At 72.3% G+C, this 16,276-nt stretch carries 16 protein-coding genes; 9 read left to right on the top strand and 7 right to left on the bottom strand.

Translation table 11 applies throughout. The features are described from left to right. From Cch01nite_RS22170 to Cch01nite_RS22160, 3 genes are all read left to right on the top strand, one after another. Positions 1–693: zinc metalloprotease (locus Cch01nite_RS22170; protein ID WP_203758689.1), on the top strand; the 693-nt coding region annotated here is incomplete at its 5' end. A gap of 13 nt (positions 694–706) precedes the next feature. Further along, a complete protein-coding gene (locus Cch01nite_RS22165; RefSeq protein WP_203758688.1) occupies positions 707–1,162 on the top strand; it encodes a hypothetical protein in 456 nt (151 codons plus the stop codon). A 119-nt stretch (positions 1,163–1,281) separates the two neighbouring features. Beyond that, positions 1,282–3,192 (top strand): acyl-CoA dehydrogenase family protein, encoded by a 1,911-nt coding sequence (locus tag Cch01nite_RS22160; RefSeq protein ID WP_203758687.1) that lies wholly within the window; start codon positions 1,282–1,284, stop codon positions 3,190–3,192. Position 3,193: 1 nt separating this feature from the next. Here the strand turns inward: Cch01nite_RS22160 and Cch01nite_RS22155 are convergent, their stop codons facing one another. From Cch01nite_RS22155 to Cch01nite_RS22145, 3 genes are read right to left on the bottom strand one after another with little or no spacing between them, the layout of a single operon-like run. Next, positions 3,194–3,883 carry a response regulator gene (locus tag Cch01nite_RS22155; RefSeq protein ID WP_203758686.1) on the bottom strand — a complete coding sequence of 230 codons (690 nt, stop codon included), beginning with the start codon at positions 3,881–3,883 and terminating at the stop codon, positions 3,194–3,196. Next, the gene (locus Cch01nite_RS22150; RefSeq protein WP_203758685.1) at positions 3,880–5,097 is read right to left on the bottom strand and encodes a sensor histidine kinase; all 1,218 of its coding nucleotides are present in this window, start codon (positions 5,095–5,097) and stop codon (positions 3,880–3,882) included. The genes Cch01nite_RS22155 and Cch01nite_RS22150 overlap by 4 nt, the downstream gene beginning before the upstream one ends. Before the next feature lie 4 nt (positions 5,098–5,101). After that, a complete protein-coding gene (locus Cch01nite_RS22145; protein WP_203758684.1) occupies positions 5,102–5,596 on the bottom strand; it encodes a hypothetical protein in 495 nt (164 codons plus the stop codon). A gap of 579 nt (positions 5,597–6,175) precedes the next feature. Between Cch01nite_RS22145 and Cch01nite_RS22140 the strand changes: the two genes are divergently transcribed. From Cch01nite_RS22140 to Cch01nite_RS22125, 4 genes are all read left to right on the top strand, one after another. Continuing rightward, positions 6,176–6,634 (top strand): RICIN domain-containing protein, encoded by a 459-nt coding sequence (locus Cch01nite_RS22140; RefSeq protein WP_203758683.1) that lies wholly within the window; start codon positions 6,176–6,178, stop codon positions 6,632–6,634. A 150-nt stretch (positions 6,635–6,784) separates the two neighbouring features. Further along, the gene (locus Cch01nite_RS22850; protein WP_239071228.1) at positions 6,785–7,579 is read left to right on the top strand and encodes a VOC family protein; all 795 of its coding nucleotides are present in this window, start codon (positions 6,785–6,787) and stop codon (positions 7,577–7,579) included. Between the two features lie 92 nt (positions 7,580–7,671). Beyond that, on the top strand, positions 7,672–8,583 hold the full coding sequence (locus tag Cch01nite_RS22130; RefSeq protein ID WP_203758682.1) for an RNA polymerase sigma factor: 912 nt from the start codon (positions 7,672–7,674) through the stop codon (positions 8,581–8,583). A 36-nt stretch (positions 8,584–8,619) separates the two neighbouring features. After that, positions 8,620–9,528 (top strand): alpha/beta fold hydrolase, encoded by a 909-nt coding sequence (locus tag Cch01nite_RS22125; protein ID WP_203758681.1) that lies wholly within the window; start codon positions 8,620–8,622, stop codon positions 9,526–9,528. A 52-nt stretch (positions 9,529–9,580) separates the two neighbouring features. On the opposite strand, the gene Cch01nite_RS22120 is transcribed toward Cch01nite_RS22125, so the two are convergent. Genes Cch01nite_RS22120 through Cch01nite_RS22105 form a run of 4 tightly spaced genes read right to left on the bottom strand, consistent with a single transcriptional unit; the run spans position 9,581 to position 14,324 of the window. Further along, complete coding sequence (locus Cch01nite_RS22120; RefSeq protein ID WP_203758680.1) at positions 9,581–11,062, bottom strand: mannitol dehydrogenase family protein; 1,482 nt, start codon at positions 11,060–11,062, stop codon at positions 9,581–9,583. After that, the gene (locus Cch01nite_RS22115; protein ID WP_203758679.1) at positions 11,059–11,952 is read right to left on the bottom strand and encodes a carbohydrate ABC transporter permease; all 894 of its coding nucleotides are present in this window, start codon (positions 11,950–11,952) and stop codon (positions 11,059–11,061) included. Before Cch01nite_RS22115 ends, Cch01nite_RS22120 begins: the two co-directional genes overlap by 4 nt. Next, entirely contained in the window at positions 11,949–12,914 is a 966-nt protein-coding gene (locus Cch01nite_RS22110; RefSeq protein WP_203758678.1) for a carbohydrate ABC transporter permease, read from the bottom strand. The genes Cch01nite_RS22115 and Cch01nite_RS22110 overlap by 4 nt, the downstream gene beginning before the upstream one ends. Positions 12,915–12,962: 48 nt before the next feature. Next, positions 12,963–14,324 carry an ABC transporter substrate-binding protein gene (locus tag Cch01nite_RS22105; protein WP_203758677.1) on the bottom strand — a complete coding sequence of 454 codons (1,362 nt, stop codon included), beginning with the start codon at positions 14,322–14,324 and terminating at the stop codon, positions 12,963–12,965. 141 nt (positions 14,325–14,465) lie between these two features. Here Cch01nite_RS22105 and Cch01nite_RS22100 point away from each other — a divergent pair, with 141 nt between their 5' ends. Then, positions 14,466–15,416, top strand: coding sequence for a sugar-binding transcriptional regulator (locus Cch01nite_RS22100; RefSeq protein ID WP_203758676.1), 951 nt, complete (start codon positions 14,466–14,468; stop codon positions 15,414–15,416). 41 nt (positions 15,417–15,457) lie between these two features. Beyond that, entirely contained in the window at positions 15,458–16,267 is an 810-nt protein-coding gene (locus Cch01nite_RS22095; protein WP_203758675.1) for a phosphotransferase, read from the top strand. Positions 16,268–16,276 lie beyond the last annotated feature (9 nt).

Genomic DNA, 16,276 nt, shown 5'->3' with positions numbered 1-16,276 from the left:
AACACGGGCCTGATCTGGCGGTACACCGGCACCCCGTTGACCGGCTGGGAGCTGCTGGACAACAACCCCGCCACCGTCGAGATCGTCGCGGCGGGCGGGCACCTGTACCAGCGCCACGGAGACGGCACGATCTGGCGGTACACCGGCACGCCCCTGACCGGCTGGGAGCTGCTGGACAACAACCCCGCGACGGTCGACATCGTCGCGGCGGGCGGGCAGCTCTACCAACGCCACGACGACGCCACCATCTGGCGCTTCACCGGTCTGGTTCTCAGCGACCTCGACGACCTCGACGCCGCAGGCTGCGACGGAGGCACCTCCGGTGAGCAGGACCGCCTGTTCGCCCTCCGGAACGGCTGCGGAGCGAACGACCTCGTCGCGTACCTGGTCCGGAGCGTCATCCAGACGACTCCGGGCGGTGGCGCGCTGAACGGCTGCGCCAGCCACCCCGCGGGCGAGCCCGGCGCCGCCGTCGCGCGGATCGCGTCGCAGTGGACGCTCGCGCACGAGATGGGCCACGTGCTCGGCCTGCCCCACATCTCCGGTGAAAAGGACGCCGCCGGCAACTGCATCAGTCCTGACTTCACCCGGTTGATGACTGGCTGCAGCACGAGCAACATCGTCGGCATCCCGACCGTGTCGGCGTCCGAGATCGCGACGATGACGAGCAGTGCCTTCGTGTTCGCACTCTGAAGGAGTCGACCTCATGTCCGTGAGCATGGAACAGGTGCTCGGCTACCTCGACGCCGAAGAGCCGAACTACGTGGCGGCCGCGCGGACGCTCGGCGCCGATGCGCTGCCGCACCTGGAGAGCCTGATCCGTGGCGACGACCTGGCCCGCGCGACGAAGGCGGCCTCGCTCGCCGGTGTGATCCGGACCCCGGAATCGGCCCAGGTCCTCGCGATCGCAGCCGGCCACGACGACGCCACCGTCCGGGTCGCCGCCGCTGCTGCGACGAACCACCTCGACCCCTCCGACGCGAGCCCCGTGCTCAGCGTCCTGCTCGACGATGCCGACGCCGGTGTGCGCAAGCTGGCCCTGCGGTCGGTGTCGCCGGGAGCGGACGCGGACGTGCGCGAGAAGGTCAGGGTCATGGCGAACTCGGACCCCAACGACCGCCTGCGGGAGCTCTCGACGGAGATCCTGCGCCAGCTGGGCTGACCGCTCAACGAACGACCGCACGAGGACACTCGGGCCCGGATGCACCCGCGCGACCGGTCGATAGCATCGACATCGAGCGGCCGGCCCGTTCGGCGCGGGTCCCGCCGGGGAGGCTCGTCATGAGTAGCGTCGGCGCGGACCAGAACCCCACCGCCGGTGAGCGGAAGGCTCGTGAGGTCGCCGAGGCTGCCCGGGAGCAGAAGTGGACCCGGCCGAGCTTCGCCAAGGGCCTGTACCTCGGCGCGTTCGACGTCGGCCTCATCCACCCGTACCCGACGTCCGACCCGGACGCCGCAGCGCGCGGGGCGGTGTTCCGCCAGGCGTTCGTCGAGGTGTGCCGGACCATCGACGGCCTGGCGATCGAGCGCGAGGACCACATCCCCGACGAGGCGATCGACGCGCTGCGGCGCGTCGGCGCGTTCGGCATGAAGATCCCGCAGCAGTACGGCGGCCTGGGACTGTCGCTCGTCGACTACGGCAGGGCCTTGATGTTGGTCAGCACCGTGCACCCAAGCCTGGCCGCGCTGCTGTCCGCGCACCAGTCCATCGGTGTGCCCGAACCCGTGCACCTGTTCGGCACCCCGGAGCAGCAGCAGGCGTACCTGCCACGCTGCGCCGCGGGGGCGATCTCCGCGTTCCTGCTCACCGAGCCCGACGTCGGCTCCGACCCCGCACGGCTCGGCACCACCGCGACACCGACCGACGACGGGACGGCGTACCTGCTGGACGGCGTGAAGCTGTGGACCACCAACGGTCCGATCGCCGAGCTGCTGGTGGTCATGGCCGTCGTCCCGCCGCACGGCGACCAGCACGGCGACCGGCACGGCGGCATCACCGCGTTCGTCGTCGAGGCCTCCACCCCGGGGATCACCGTCGAGCACCGCAACCGGTTCATGGGGCTGCGCGGGATGGAGAACGGTGTCACCCGGTTCCGTCAGGTGCGGGTGCCGGCCGCCAACCGGCTGGGACGCGAGGGCGAGGGCCTGAAGATCGCGCTGACCACGCTCAACACCGGCCGGCTGTCGATCCCTGCGATCTGCGCGGGCGGGAGCAAGTGGGCGCTGTCCATCGCACGGCAGTGGTCGACCGAGCGGGTGCAGTGGGGTCGGCCGGTGGGCGAGCACGAGGCGATCAGCTCCAAGCTGGCGTTCATCGCGGCCACGGCGTTCGCGCTGGAGTCGGTGTTCGACCTGTCTGCGCGACTGGCCGACACGGGCCAGAAGGACGTGCGCATCGAAGCGGCGCTGGCCAAGCTCTGGGCCAGCGAGATGGGCTACCGCGTGGCCGACGAGCTGGTCCAGATCCGCGGCGGGCGCGGGTTCGAGACCGCCGACTCGCTGGCGGCGCGGGGTGAACGGGCGGTCGCCGCCGAGCAGCTGCTGCGGGACATGCGGATCAACCGCATCTTCGAAGGCTCCTCGGAGATTATGCGCCTGCTGATCGCCCGCGAGGCCGTGGACACCCACCTGGCCGCCGCGGGCGACCTCGCGTCCCGCGACGCGCCCCTGGGCGCCAAGGCGCGCGCGACCGTCGGCGCGAGCCGCTTCTACGCCCGCTGGTACCCCGCCCTGCTGACCGGGCACGGCTCCCGGCCCAACGCCTACGGCGACTTCGGCCGGCTGGCCCCCCACGTGCGCTACGTCGAGCGGTCGTCCCGCTCGCTGGCCAGGCACACCTTCTACGCGATGGCACGCCACCGGGCCCGCCTCGACCGCAAGCAGGTGCTCCTGGGTCGCGTCGTCGACATCGGCGCCGAGCTGTTCGCCATGTCCGCCGTGTGCACCCGGGCGATCGCGATGCGCGACGAAGACCCGGCTGCCGGCCCCAACGCGGTCGATCTCGCCGACGCCTTCTGCGCCCAGTCCCGCCTCCGGGTCGAGGACCTGTTCCGGGGCCTGCGCGGCTCCACCGCCACGTCGGACGGCCGGCTGGCCCGCGCCGTGATGGCCGGCCGGCTGCGATGGGTCGAGGACGGCATCGTCGACCCCTCCGCGGGCACCGGCCCGTGGATCGCCTCCCCGACGCCGTGAGTCACGAGGGGTTCCCCCGCCGCCGGGGCGGCAGAGGTTCGTCCGCGGTCAACAGCCGGCCCCGGTACGCCGCCGCGACGGCCTGGGCGCGGTCGTGCAGCCCCAGCTTGCTGAGGACCCGGCCGATGTGGGTCTTGACGGTGGCCTCCGCCACCACGAGGTGCGCGGCGATCTCGTGGTTGGTGAGGCCGTGGGCGGCGAGCACCAGCACCTCACGCTCCCGCGGCGTCAGCCTGAGGAGCTCAGAGGCTGAAGGAAGGGCAGGCGCCGGGCGTCCGGTGAACTCGGCGAGCAGCGACTTCGCGATCGCGGGATCCAGCCACGCCTCTCCCGCGGCGACGGCGTGCACGGCGGCGATCAGCTCGTCCGGCAGGGCGTCCTTGAGCAGGAACCCGGAGGCACCCGCGCGCAGGGCGCTCCGCACGGCCTCGTCCTCGGAGTAGGTCGTGAGGACGAGCACGTCACCCGATGCCGACTCGACGATGCGACGGGTGGCTTCGACGCCGTCCATGCCCGGCATCCGCACGTCCATCAGGACGACGTCGGGCCGGAGCTCCGCGGCGAGGGCGACCGCCTCGGCGCCGTCGCCGGTGGAGCCGACCACCTCCATGTCCGGCTCGGCCCTGAGGATCAGGCCGATGCCGGTCCGCACCAGCGGTTCGTCGTCGACCAGCAGCAGCCGGACGGTCATGGCACGTGCGCCGGCAGCGTCGCTGTGACCCGGTAGCCGCCGCGCGCCACGGGTCCGGCATCCAGGGCACCGCCGACGATCGTGACCCGTTCCTGCAGACCCGCCAGGCCGTGCCCGGTGGACAGCGCGCCCACCGAGCGCGGGGGCACCCCGGCTCCGTCGTCGTGCACGTCGATGCGGAGCGAGTCCGGCAGCCAGTGAAGGCCGACGTCGACCGTCGTCCCGGCACCGGCGTGGCGGGTGACGTTCGTGAGCGCCTCCTGGATGACCCGGAAGGCGGCGAGGTCGACGCTGGGGTCGAGCTTCCCGGGTGTGCCGCGCTCGCAGAGCGTGACCCGCACGCCGGCGGACTCGGCCTGCGTCACCAGGTCCGGAACCGTGGTCAGGCGCGGCGAGGTCCCGATCACGGCGACGTCACCGTCGTCGCCCACGGTGCGCAGCACGGCGAGCAGCCGGCGCAGCTCCCCGATCGCCTCCTTCCCGACGTCCTCCACCGTCTGCATCGCGCCCCGAGCGAGCTCGGGCTCCTGGTCCATCGTCCGGCGTGCGCCGGCGGCCTGGAGCACCATCACGGTGACCGCGTGGGCCACGATGTCGTGCAGCTCGTGCGCGATCCGGACGCGTTCCGCCGCCACGGCCTCCGCCGCCATCGCCTCCCGCGTCTCGCGCAGCCGCTTCGCCTCTCGTCTGGCCGAGCCGACCCACCACCCGACCCCCCAGGCCGTGCCGTCGAACAGGACGTAGAGCAGGGACAGCTCGACCGTCGTCTGGACCGTCTCGGAGAGGGCCGCGGACTCGTACGCGACCGCGACCCCGTTCGCCACGAGCGTGGCGGCCAGGCACAGCAGCGAGCGGCGCGGTGAACGCCAGGCGGCCGCGTTGTACAGGGCGACGAGCAAGGTGAGCACGGGCCGCGAACCGATCGTGACCGTCAGGGCGGCCGCGTAGCCGGCCAGCCCCAGGCTGACCGCGATCGGGGCCCTCCGGCGCAGCAGCAGGGCCGTCCACGCCGGCACTGCGGCCAGGACCACGACCCACGGCGGCGCATCGACGACCGGCCACGACGACGACCGCTCCAGCTGCGTCATCGGGGTGAAGAGGGCGAGGTCCACCGCCACCGCCATGGTCGCGACGCAGATGTCCCGCCAGCCGACGACACTCGGCCCGCGGGCCGCCGCCGGCCGGTGCAGGACACGGCGGTGCCCGGCCGACATCCGTCTACTCCCGCAGCAGCAACTTGCTGAGGATCGAGCCCGAGGTCCGCGCCATGGCCGTCACCGTGGTCTGGCGGGACGCGGACCGCGCCGCGACGGTGGCGGCCGGCGGCGGACCCGACGCTGCCGAGGGCGGAAGGGCGGGCTGCGAACCCTGCAGCGGCGAGAAGTCCTGGTCCTGGTTCGTCGACCCGAGGAGCCGGCCCCAGTCCCAGCCGGCGGCGACGATCTTCTCGTCGATCAGCGCGTCCGGAGAGTTCCTGGGAGCGAGGGGCTCGAGGACCGGGACGTCACGGAACTGCACCGGGGGCGGGACCTCCACGACGCACAGGCTCCCCGACGCCGGACCCCGCGGCCGGTAGACGAACACCTCGCCCGGGCGGTGCCACTCCACGACGTCGTCCTGCCACACGGCCACGTCGAACTCGGCGCCGTCCAGGCGGGGCGGCCACGGGCTGATGAGCGCCCACCTGTCGTCGCCGTCGGTGGTGCGGACCACGCCACCGACGCCCGGTACGAGACCTCCGCCGCTGTGGACCGCCACTATGGGGCCCAGCTTCCGGGCCGGGGTCGTCGCGTCTGGCATTTGGTCTCATCCCCCCGTCAGAGACGCACCTGCTCAGGGCACGCGCAGCACTTCGATCATGCACCTCCCGGCCGCCGTCCGACCATCGCCTCGATGGGTCCCCTCGGTCCGGGGCGCCTGCCGCGGGCGCGGTACTCCGGTCGTGGTAGCCCGGTCGTCCGCCTGCTCCCGCTGACGCAGATCAGAGTTCCGGCTCCGGGCGGACGTGCTGCACGGGGGCGCCGACCCATGCTGGGCGCGTCCGGAACGCTCCCGTCGGCGGGACGGCGTCCCGGCAGACGAAGACCTCGACGGTCGTGGCGCGCGCTCCATGAGGCGTCCGGCTCGACATCCAGGCGCTCGACCTTGCGACGGTCCAGCGGAACCACCACACACCAAGGGGGAGACATGAAAGGACGCACGGCATCATCGACCCGGGACGGGGCATCTGCGCGCCTGTCCCGGGGACGCGGACTCAGGGCCGCTCTCACCTGTCTCGCGGCACTGGCACTCGTGCTGTCGCTCGGCACCTCGTCGCGGGCCCAGGTCGCTCCGGGCTACTGGGAGGTGCGGAACCGCCAGACCAGCGAGTGCCTCACCGTGAAGGACGCGCTGCCGTACCACGCCGCCGACGTCCGAGTGGCGTGGTGCGCGGGCGGGGTGCACCAGGGATGGCGCCTGGACCCCGTCGGGGACGAGTACTACCAGGTGCGCGTGCTGCACACGGGCATGTGCCTCGACGTCGCCTACCGCGGCACGACGAACGGCTCCGACGTGATCCAGGGCGTCTGCCAGCCCACATGGAAGCAGACGAGCTACAACCAGCACTGGAAGCTGGTCGCCGTCGACGGCCACTTCCTGCTCGTGCCGCGGCACGCCCAGGGGATGTGCCTCGACAAGGACGGGTGGGGCGACGCCATCATCTGGACCTGCGACGCGAACAAGTGGTGGCAGCAGTGGAGCTTCAGCTGACACGTCCGCTGACGCGGCGCGGACGCCCGGTCCCGCTCTCGGGTGGGGCCGGGCGTCTGCGCCCACGCTCGCCGGGGTGATCCACGCCCCTTCACGGAGAGTGCCGGGCTCCCGGTGGCGCGCAGATGCGTCCGCCCGGAGCCTGGTCTGATGATCACGGGCATGCACGTGCTGCTCCCGAGCGGCGATCCCGCCGCGGACCGGGCGTTCCTGCGGGACCGGCTCGGGTGGGTCTGGGTCGAGGACGCTGCGTCGGGTGACGGCTGGCTGATCTTCCGGCTCCCACCCGCCGAGCTCGGTGTGCACCCGGGTGCCAGCGCCCCGCTCGGTCAGGGGGCGACGCTGTACCTGATGTGCGACGACCTCGACCGCACTCTCGCGGAGCTCGCCGGGCGTGGTGTGGTCCCCGACGGGCCGCCGCGGGAGGCCGGCTACGGGCTCGTCACCAGCATCGCTCTGCCCAGCGGCGCGACGCTCGGCCTGTACGAGCCGCACCACCCGAGCCCCTTGTCCGACGTCGCGATCGACCGACAGCACACCCCGGCGCTGCCCGCACCGACGCGTCAGGCGAACCTCGACGTCACGCTCGTCTCGACCGTCATGGAGTGCCGGGACGCCTCGGCCCTCGCCGGTTTCTACGAGCGCCTGCTGGGCTGGACGCGCGTCGGCGAGGACGACGACTGGGCCCAGCTGCGGCCGCCCGGCGGCGGCTCTGGTCTGTCGCTCAGCTCCGACCCGCTGTACGAGCCGCCCGTCTGGCCCGCGACGACCGATCACCAGCAGATGGAGCTGCACCTGGACTTCCTGGTCAGCGACCTCGCGGCCGGCGTCGCGCACGCGCTCGCGTGCGGTGCTCGGCTCGCCGACTTCCAGCCCCAACAGCATGTGCGGGTCCTGCTCGACCCGGCGGGCCACCCGTTCTGCTTCTTCGACGACGAAGGCTGATCCGCCGGTCGAACCCGACCGTGCCTCGTCGAACTTCTCGTCCGTGCGGCGCATCCTGTGGGTGTCGGGTCCTCCGAGCGGAGGTGGATGCGATGGACGAGAGCGACGGCGACCTGGCCCGAGCGGTGAACGACGGTGACGCCGCGTGCCTGGGGATCCTGCTCGAACGCCACCGAGCGGACATGCGAGCGATCGCCGTCGCCCGGCTCGGGTACGGTCCGGCGGCGGAGGACGCCGTCCAGGACGCGATGGTCACCGCGCTGTCCGCGTGGGGCTCGCTGCGCGACCCGGACGCGGTGGGCGCGTGGCTGAGGGCGATCGTCCGCAACACCTGCCGCATGCACGTGCGGCGTACCCGGCCCGTAGCACCCCTCCGGCTCGACGTCGCGGCACCCGGCTCCGTCGAGGACGAGCTGGACCGGCACGCGCTGCGCGACTTCGTCTGGCACGCGGTCTCGACGCTCACCGAACCGCTGCAGCTCGCGGTGGTGCTCCGCTACTTCGGCGGTGGGCACAGCTACGCCGAGATCGCCGCGATCTGCGACGTGCCGGTCGGCACCGTCCGGAGCCGGCTCCACGAGGCGCGCCGACAGCTGACGACCGCCCTGCTCGACGGGGAGGCGGTCGCGCACCCCGACGTCGACGCGCTGGCCCGGCGGCGCGGCGGCGGGCTGCGCGGGCTGCTCGACGCCGCCGAGGACGGTCCCGCCCTGGCCCGGGTCGTCGCGGACCTGGCGCACCCGGACATGGTCGTGTCGGGCTGGTGGGGCACCGTGCACCACGCGAGGTGGCTGTTCGAGCACATCCTGCGCAGCGACGCCGAGGACGGCGTGCACGAGCGCGTGGTCGACGTGATGGCGAGCTCCCGGTTCACGGTGATGGAGTGCGACCTCGTCAGCCCTTCGTGGGACCCCACGCACTGCCCGCCGTCGGTGCTGTGGCTCGTGGGCATGCGCGAGGAGCGCATCGACAGCGTCAGGCTGTACCACCCGGCGCCAGCCTGATCGAACCTTGCGCCGTCCGCGCGCATCTGGACGTGCATGTTCACCTCAGTCAACGACACCAGGCTCTACTTCGACGTCGAGGGCGCGCAGCTGCGTGTCGACGGCGACGCCCTCAGCACCGTCCCGACCGTCGTGGCGCTGCACGGCGGGCCGGGCTTCGACCAGGGGTACCTGCGCCCTGGCCTCGGGCCGCTGCGTGACGTCGCGCAGGTCGTCTACGTCGACCTGCGCGGGCAAGGGCGGTCGGACCCGGTGCGCGTCGAGACGTGCTCGCTCGAGCAGATGGCCGACGACGTCGCCGCGCTCACCGCACGCCTCGGCCTCGAGCGTCCGATCCTGCTCGGCCACTCGGCAGGCGGGTTCGTCGCGCTGCACGCCGCGCTGCGCCACCCGGACCGTGTCGGCGGGCTCGTCCTGTGCAGCACGGCAGCGACTCTCGCCGCGGAGGCCGACCCCGGGTCGCCGACCCTGGCCGACCGGGCCGGCCCCGAGGCGGTCGAGGCGGCCCGGCGCGTGTTCTCGGGCGACGTCTCCCCCGAGGCGGGCGAGGCGTTCGGCCGCCTCGTGGCACCGCACTACGCCGCCCCCGGGTACGAGCACGTCCCGGGCCGCCTGTTCCCGCTCAGCCGCCAGGCTCTCGACGTCATGCACCACTTCTTCGCCGGACCCGCCTCGCGGTACGACGTGCGCGACCGCCTCGCCGACATCACGGCGCCCACGCTCGTCATCGCCGGCGGCTACGACTGGGTGTGCCCACCCGCGGCGTCGCGCACGATCGCGCGAGGGATCCCCCGTGCCGAGCTCGTCGTGCTCGAGCAGGCCGGGCACTTCCCGTTCTCGGAGCGCCCCGAGGAGTTCCGACGCGCCGTCACCGAGTTCCTCGCCGGCCGCCGGCCCGCACGCGAACCCGTCGCGGCTGCGACCGGGCCGGTGAACCCTCGGTGACACCCCGCGATGGCGCAACGGTCGACAGGGTCCCTGCGTGCTCGGAGTCGTCTCATGCCGAGGCAGCGACCAGCGTCTCCAGGGTGCGCCGGGCCCCGACCTCGTGCAGCAAGCCGAGCGTCCGGAGGTAGGCGGTGGTGAACCGTTCGTCGTCGGCGAGTTCGCCGAACACGTCGCGGTCGCGGACGAACGCGAGGGGGTCGTCGCGCTGCCGTCGCGCGGCCTCGCTCAGGCGGTCGCGGAGCCGGTCGACGACCTCGATGGGCTCCCCCGCCTCGTCGACGCCCTCGGCGTAGCGGGCCCAGCTCGCGACGACGGCGGCCGCGAGGTCGATCGGGCCACCGTGGTCGAGCTGGTGCCGGATCACGGGCAGGAGCCACTTCGGGATGCGGTCGGAGCTCTCGGCGCAGAGCCGGGCGACCGTGTCGCGGACCTGCCCGTTGGAGAACCGCTCGATGAGCTGCCGCTTGTAGTCGTCGAGGTCGATGCCCGGCACGGGTTCCAGGGTCGGGGTGGCTTCACGGTCCATGTAGGCGCGCAGGAACGTCGCGAACAGCGGGTCCTGGCACGCCTCGTGCACGAGCCGGTACCCAGCGAGGTAGCCGAAGTAGGCGAGGGCCTGGTGGCTGGCGTTGAGCAGGCGCAGCTTCATCAGCTCGTACGGCTCGACGTCGTCGACCATCTGCACGCCGGCGCGCTCGAACGGCGGCCGCTCGTCGAAGTCGTCCTCGAGCGTCCACTGGAGGAACGGCTCGCAGACGACCGGCCAGCCGTCGTCGACGCCGAACCGTCGCGACAACTCGGCGCGGTCCTCGTCCGTGGTCACGGGGGTGATGCGGTCGACCATGCAGTTCGGGAACCGCACCTCGTCGCGCACGAAGGCGCCGAGGTCGGGGTCGCGGAGCTGGGCGAAGGCGCCGAAGCTGCGCCGTGCCATGTCGCCGTTGCCCTGGATGTTGTCGCAGGACAGCACCGTGAACGGCGGCAGGCCGCGGTCGCGCCGCCGGGCGAGCGCCTCGACGACGAGCCCGAACGTCGTCTGTGGCGGCGTGCCGGGCTCGAGGTCGTGCCGGACGGCGGGGTTGGCCCCGTCGAACTCGCCGGTGACGGCGTGGAAGTTGTACCCGCCCTCGGTGATGGTCAGGGACACGATGCGCGTGGCGAGGTCGGCCATCCGCTCCACGACGGCGTCGGGGTCGTCGGGCGCCAGCAGGTAGTCGACGATCGAGCCCACCACGCGCGGCTCCCACGTGCCGTCGGGGTGCTTGACGACGAGCGTGTAGAGCCCGCGCTGGGCTGCCATGACGTCGGCCATCCGGCGGTCCTGGGGAAGCACGCCCACACCGCAGATGCCCCAGTCGAGGGCGTCGCCGGCGTTCATCAGCCGGTCGAGGTACAGGGCCTGGTGCGCCCGGTGGAACCCGCCGACGCCGACGTGCACGATCCCGACCGAGACCTGGTCGCGGTCGTACGTGGGCACGGCGACCTCGGGCGGCAGCGACCCGAGCGTCTCGGGCGTGAGGCGAACGCTCACTTCACCGCCCCCATCGACAGCCCCTGGACGAGCTTGTCCTGCGCGGCGAACCCGGCGATGAGCACCGGGAGGGACACCACGAGCGAGGCGGCGCACACCTTGGCGAGGAACAGTCCCTGGCTCGTGACGAAACCGGTGAGGTAGACGGGCGCGGTCTGCGCGACGGTGGCCGTGAGCACCCGGGCGAACAGCAGCTCGTTCCAGCTGAAGATGAAGCAGATGAGCGCGGTCGCGGCGATGCCGGGGGCGACGACGGGCATGATGATCTCGCGCAGGGACCGGACCAGCCCGGCGCCGTCCATGGAGGCCGCCTCGAGCATCTCGCTCGGCACCTCGGCGAGGAACGAGCGCATCATCCACACCGCGATGGGCAGGTTCATCACCGTGTAGAGCAGCCCGAGCCACCACAGGTTGTCGAGCAGCCCGGCGAACTGCGCGAACAGGTAGATCGGCAGCAGACCGGCGACCGCGGGCAGCATCTTGGTGGACAGGAAGAAGAACATCACGTCGGTCCACTTGCGCACCGGCCGGATGGACAGCGCGTACGCGGCGGGGATGGCCAGCACCAGGACCAGGACGGTCGAGCCGACGCTGGCCGACAGCGAGTTGGCCAGCGCGGGCCACGGGCTGGCGCCCGACGAGGCGCCGAAGAACTCCTTGTAGCCCTGCAGGGTGAGCGGTGCGGTGAGGCTCGGCGGGTTGGTGGCGGCGTCGGCCTCGCTGTGGAACGAGGTGAGCACCATCCAGGCCACGGGCACGAGGAACAGCAGCCCGACGAGCCAGGCCAGGACTCCCAGAAGGACGGTGCCGCGGGGGCGCCGGTCGCGGCGCGGGGTGCCGGCGGTCGTGCGGGTCGCCGGGATCGGACCGACGTCGGTGATGGCGGTCATCGCCCACCCTCCTCACGGAACAGGCTGGAGACGGTGCGCAGCGCGAACGTCGCGATGATGATCGTCGCGATCACCACGACCACCCCGGCGGCCGAGGCCAGCCCGTAGTCCTGCGCGTTGTAGAACGTCGTGTAGATCGTGTACGGCAGGTTGGCCGTGCCGAGCCCGCCCGAGGTGATCGTGAACACGGCGTCGAAGTTCTGGACCACGTAGATCGACCCGAGCAGCGCCCCGAGCTCGATGTACTGGCGCAGGTGCGGCAGCGTCATCGACCGGAAGATCTGCCACGACCCGGCGCCGTCGATGCGGGCCGCCTCGATCACGTCCAGCGGTCGGCCCTGCAGGCCCGCCAGCAGGATGAGCATCATGAACGGCGTCCACTGCCAGATGAGGTTGAGCTGGATGGACAGCAGCGGGAACGAGCTGATCCAGTCCGGCTGCGGTGGCGTCGTGTCCCCGAACAGGCCCCACACCCAGGTGATGGTGCCGTTGAGCAGGCCGTACTCGGGGTTGTAGATGGCGTGCTTGAACACGAGCGCGGACGCGACGGGCACCACGAGGAACGGCGCGATGAGCATCGTGCGCACGATGCCGCGGCCCCAGAACTTGCGGTCGAGGAGCAGGGCGATGAGCAGGCCGAGGATCACGCTGGCCACGACGACGGTGACCGTGAGCTCGACGGTCGTCACGACCGCGTCCCAGATGACGTCGTCGGTGACGACCCGGCGGAAGTTGTCGATGCCGGCGAAGCTGCGCTCGTCGGGGTAGTACGCGTTCCAGTTCATGAACGAGATGACCAGCGTGGCCACGAACGGCAGCTGCGTCATCACGATCGTGAACACGAGCGCCGGGAGCAGCGGTGCTCTCCTGGCCCGCGCGGCCGCACGGGCCAGTGCGGGCGACGCGTCACCGCGCAGCTCGTCCTTCGGCACCGGACGGCCGGTCTCCACTGCGGCGCTCATAGGATCCCCCTTGCGTGCGCGTACGAAGGCGTGCCGTCGGTGAGTCGGTCAGCCGCCATCGGTGCCCACCCGTGCCCGGTAGCGCTCCGCGACGTCGGCGGCGTACTTCTGCCCCTGGTCGAGGGCCTCGTCGACGGTCATCTGCCCGGCGATCGCCGAGCTGACGAACTGCGAGACCTGGGTGCCGAGCGCAGGGAACTCCGGGATGTCGACGAACTGGATGCCCGGCGCCGGCCGCGGCTGGACGCCGGGGTTCAGCGGGTCGGCCGACGTGATGGCGTCGAGGGTGGGGCCGGCGAACGCCGACGACTCCGCGAGGTACTCCGGGATCGAGTAGGTGGACTCACGCTTGCCCGCGGGGACCCGGGACCAGCCCTTGGTCTCCCCCACGAGCTGCTCGTAGTCCTTGCCCGAGGCCCAGGAGATGAACTTCCACGCGTTGTCCTTGTGCTGGCTCGCCTGCTGGATGGCCCATGCCCACGAGTAGAGCCACCCGGACGCGTCCGTCTTCTCGACGGGCGCGGCGGCGTACCCGATCTTGCCCTTGACCGGCGAGTCCGCCGCCTCGAGCGAGCCGGCGGCGGAGGTCGCGTCGTACCACATGGCGACGTTGCCCTGGATGAGGTTGTTCAGGCACTCGGTGAAGCCCGCCTGGGGTGCGCCGTTCTCGCCGTGCTCGCGCACGAGGTCGACGTAGAACTGGGTGGCCTGGCGGAACGGCAGGTCGTTGACCTCGGCCTGCCAGTCGTCGCTGAACCAGGTCCCGCCGAACGTGTTGACCACGGTCGTGAGCGGTGCGAACACCTGACCCCACCCCGGCTGCCCGCGCAGGCAGATCCCCGCCATGCCGGGCTGTGCCCCGTCGACCTTCGCCGCGACGTCGGCGACCTGCTGCCAGGTCGGGTGGTCGGGCATCGTGAGGCCGGCCTGGTCGAGCACGTCCTTGCGGTACATGAGGAACGAGGACTCGCCGTAGAACGGCTCGCCGTAGACCTTGCCGTCCTCGCCGCTGAGCGACGTGACCATCGGGGCCAGGACGTCGGCCTGGTCGAAGTCGGGGTCCGCCGCGATGTGCTCGTCGAGCGGCGCGATCCACTTGCTGCGCGCGTAGATCGGGATCTCGAAGTTGCTCAGGGACGCCACGTCGTACTGGCCGGCCTGGCTGGAGAACTCCTGGCTGATCTTGTCCCGGACGTCGTTCTCGGGCAGCACCGTGAAGTTCACGCGGATGCCGGTCTCCTGGGTGAAGTGCTCCGCGGTGAGCGACTGGAGGTCGACCATCTGCGGGTTGTTCACCATCAGGACGCTGATGCTGTTCTCTCCGCCGCTGCCGACGCTTCCCCATCCCGCACACCCGCCGAGGGCAAGTGCGAGGGCGACGGTGAGGCCGGCGACCCGCCGCTGTCGCATTCTCCTGCTCGTCACACCGGGCCTCCCCTGCGAGTGCTCATGTGAGCGGGTGAAACCTCACATTGGCACCGGTGTCGCCACCACGCAACGGTTCCTGCCAGGATGGGCACTTCAGCGCTCATATGAGCAGGAGGCAGCGCGATGGCGCAGCAGTCGATCGGTCCGGCGCAGCTCGTGCTCACCGCGTCCGTGGCACGCCGCTACTACCTCGACGGCCGGTCGAAGCTCGACATCGCCGAGGAGTTCGGCATCAGCCGGTTCAAGGTCGCGCGGCTCCTCGAGGCCGGCCGCGCCGCCGGGCTCGTCCACGTCGAGATCCGGCATCCGGGCAACCTCGACGTCGAGCTGTCCGCCGAGCTGCAGAGCGCGCTGGGCCTGCGCCACGCGATCGTCGTCGACACGCTCGACGACGACCCCGCCCTGCTGCGGGCGCAGATCGGGCGCGCCGGCGGCGAGCTGGTGTCCGAGATCGTGACGTCCGACGACGTGCTGGGCCTGGGCTGGGCCCGCTCGCTGATCGCGATGCGCGACGCGATGACCCGCCTGGCCCCCTGCCCCGTCGTCCAGCTCACCGGCGCCCTGTCCCGGCCCGACATCGACGGCAGCTCGATCGAGCTCGTGCGGGACGTCGCCCGGCTCGGCGGCGGCGAGCCGTACTTCTTCTACGCCCCCATGATCGTGCCGGACGCCACCACCGCCGGGGTGCTGCGGCGCCAGCCGGACGTGGCGCGCTGCCTCGAGAAGGCGGCAGTCGTCACGACGGCCGTCGTCGGGCTCGGCAGCTGGGACCCGCCGTACTCCACCGTCTGGGACGCCATCTCCCCCGCCGAGCGTGCGGACCTGCACGAGCTCGGGGTGCGCGCCGACGTGAGCGGCATCCTGCTCGCCGGCGACGGGCAGCCCGTCCCCGCCCCGCTCGCCGACCGACTCATCGGGATCGACGCCGCCCAGCTGCACCGGATCCCGGAGGTGATCGCGCTCGCCTACGCCGCCGAGAAGGCCGCGGCCGTCCGCGCCGCGGTCCGCGGCGGCTACGTCACGAGCCTCGTCACGCACACCCGGCTTGCACGCGCGATCCTCGGTCGCTCCTGACAGGATCGCTGGGTCGGTGCCGGACGAACGGAGCGGACACGATGGCCCAGGCCATGGCGAGCCCCGAGGAGACGCCGCTGCTCGGCGGCACGTCCAACCGTGGCCTCGTGTTCCGGCTCGAGGACACCGTGCGCCGGCCCCAGCCTCCGGGCGCGCACGCGGTGCACGCGTTGCTCGAGCACCTCGAGCGCGTCGGCTTCGACGGCGCTCCCCGCTACCTCGGCCTCGACGAGCAGGGCCGCGAGGTCCTCAGCTACGTCCCGGGTGAGGTCCCGATCGCGCCGCCACCCCGCTGGGCGTGGAGCGACGACTCGCTGGCGAGCGTCGGCGCCCTGCTCCGACGCTTCCACGACGCGGTGGAGTCGTTCGACGCCGCCGCCCACACCTGGCCGACGACCGTTCCCGCCGCCTGGCGCGGTCCGCACGTGTGCCACAACGACCCGAACCTGGACAACGTCGTGTTCCGGGACGGCGTCGCCGTCGCGCTCATCGACTTCGACCTCGCGAGCCCCGGGTCACGGCTGTGGGACCTCGCGATCGCGGCCCGCCTCTGGGTGCCGCTCCGCGACTCCCGCGACGCGCGCAGCGACCTGGTCGACCGCGCACCCGCCCGGCTCGCCGTGCTCGCCGACGGCTACGGCCTGGCGCGCCGCGAGCTCCCCGCGCTCGTCGCCGCCGCACGGGCCACGCACGACTGGTGCTACTCCGTGGTGCGCGCGGGCGCCGAGCGGGGACAGCGGGGCTACGTCGAGGTGTGGACGCCGAGCAAGCGCGCGTACGTCGCCCGCGGCCGGACGTGGCTCGCGAGGCACGCCGACCGGCTGGCCCGCGAGGTCGCCGACCAGCGCTGAGCGGCCTCG

The sequence above is a fragment of the Cellulomonas chitinilytica genome (genome assembly GCF_016862675.1).
Lineage (GTDB): Bacteria > Actinomycetota > Actinomycetes > Actinomycetales > Cellulomonadaceae > Cellulomonas > Cellulomonas chitinilytica.
Note: the sequence above shows the minus strand (reverse complement) of the source record. Positions and strands in the feature narration are given on the sequence as shown.

Excerpts from the sequence above, each read along its gene's own strand:
- Cch01nite_RS22165 (WP_203758688.1), top strand. The coding sequence starts at position 707 with ATGTCCGTGAGCATGGAACAGGTGCTCGGCTACCTCGACGCCGAAGAG.
- Cch01nite_RS22160 (WP_203758687.1), top strand. The coding sequence starts at position 1,282 with ATGAGTAGCGTCGGCGCGGACCAGAACCCCACCGCCGGTGAGCGGAAG.
- Cch01nite_RS22155 (WP_203758686.1), bottom strand. The coding sequence starts at position 3,883 with ATGACCGTCCGGCTGCTGCTGGTCGACGACGAACCGCTGGTGCGGACC.
- Cch01nite_RS22150 (WP_203758685.1), bottom strand. The coding sequence starts at position 5,097 with ATGTCGGCCGGGCACCGCCGTGTCCTGCACCGGCCGGCGGCGGCCCGC.
- Cch01nite_RS22850 (WP_239071228.1), top strand. The coding sequence starts at position 6,785 with ATGATCACGGGCATGCACGTGCTGCTCCCGAGCGGCGATCCCGCCGCG.
- Cch01nite_RS22130 (WP_203758682.1), top strand. The coding sequence starts at position 7,672 with ATGGACGAGAGCGACGGCGACCTGGCCCGAGCGGTGAACGACGGTGAC.
- Cch01nite_RS22125 (WP_203758681.1), top strand. The coding sequence starts at position 8,620 with ATGTTCACCTCAGTCAACGACACCAGGCTCTACTTCGACGTCGAGGGC.
- Cch01nite_RS22115 (WP_203758679.1), bottom strand. The coding sequence starts at position 11,952 with ATGACCGCCATCACCGACGTCGGTCCGATCCCGGCGACCCGCACGACC.
- Cch01nite_RS22110 (WP_203758678.1), bottom strand. The coding sequence starts at position 12,914 with ATGAGCGCCGCAGTGGAGACCGGCCGTCCGGTGCCGAAGGACGAGCTG.
- Cch01nite_RS22105 (WP_203758677.1), bottom strand. The coding sequence starts at position 14,324 with ATGCGACAGCGGCGGGTCGCCGGCCTCACCGTCGCCCTCGCACTTGCC.
- Cch01nite_RS22100 (WP_203758676.1), top strand. The coding sequence starts at position 14,466 with ATGGCGCAGCAGTCGATCGGTCCGGCGCAGCTCGTGCTCACCGCGTCC.
- Cch01nite_RS22095 (WP_203758675.1), top strand. The coding sequence starts at position 15,458 with ATGGCCCAGGCCATGGCGAGCCCCGAGGAGACGCCGCTGCTCGGCGGC.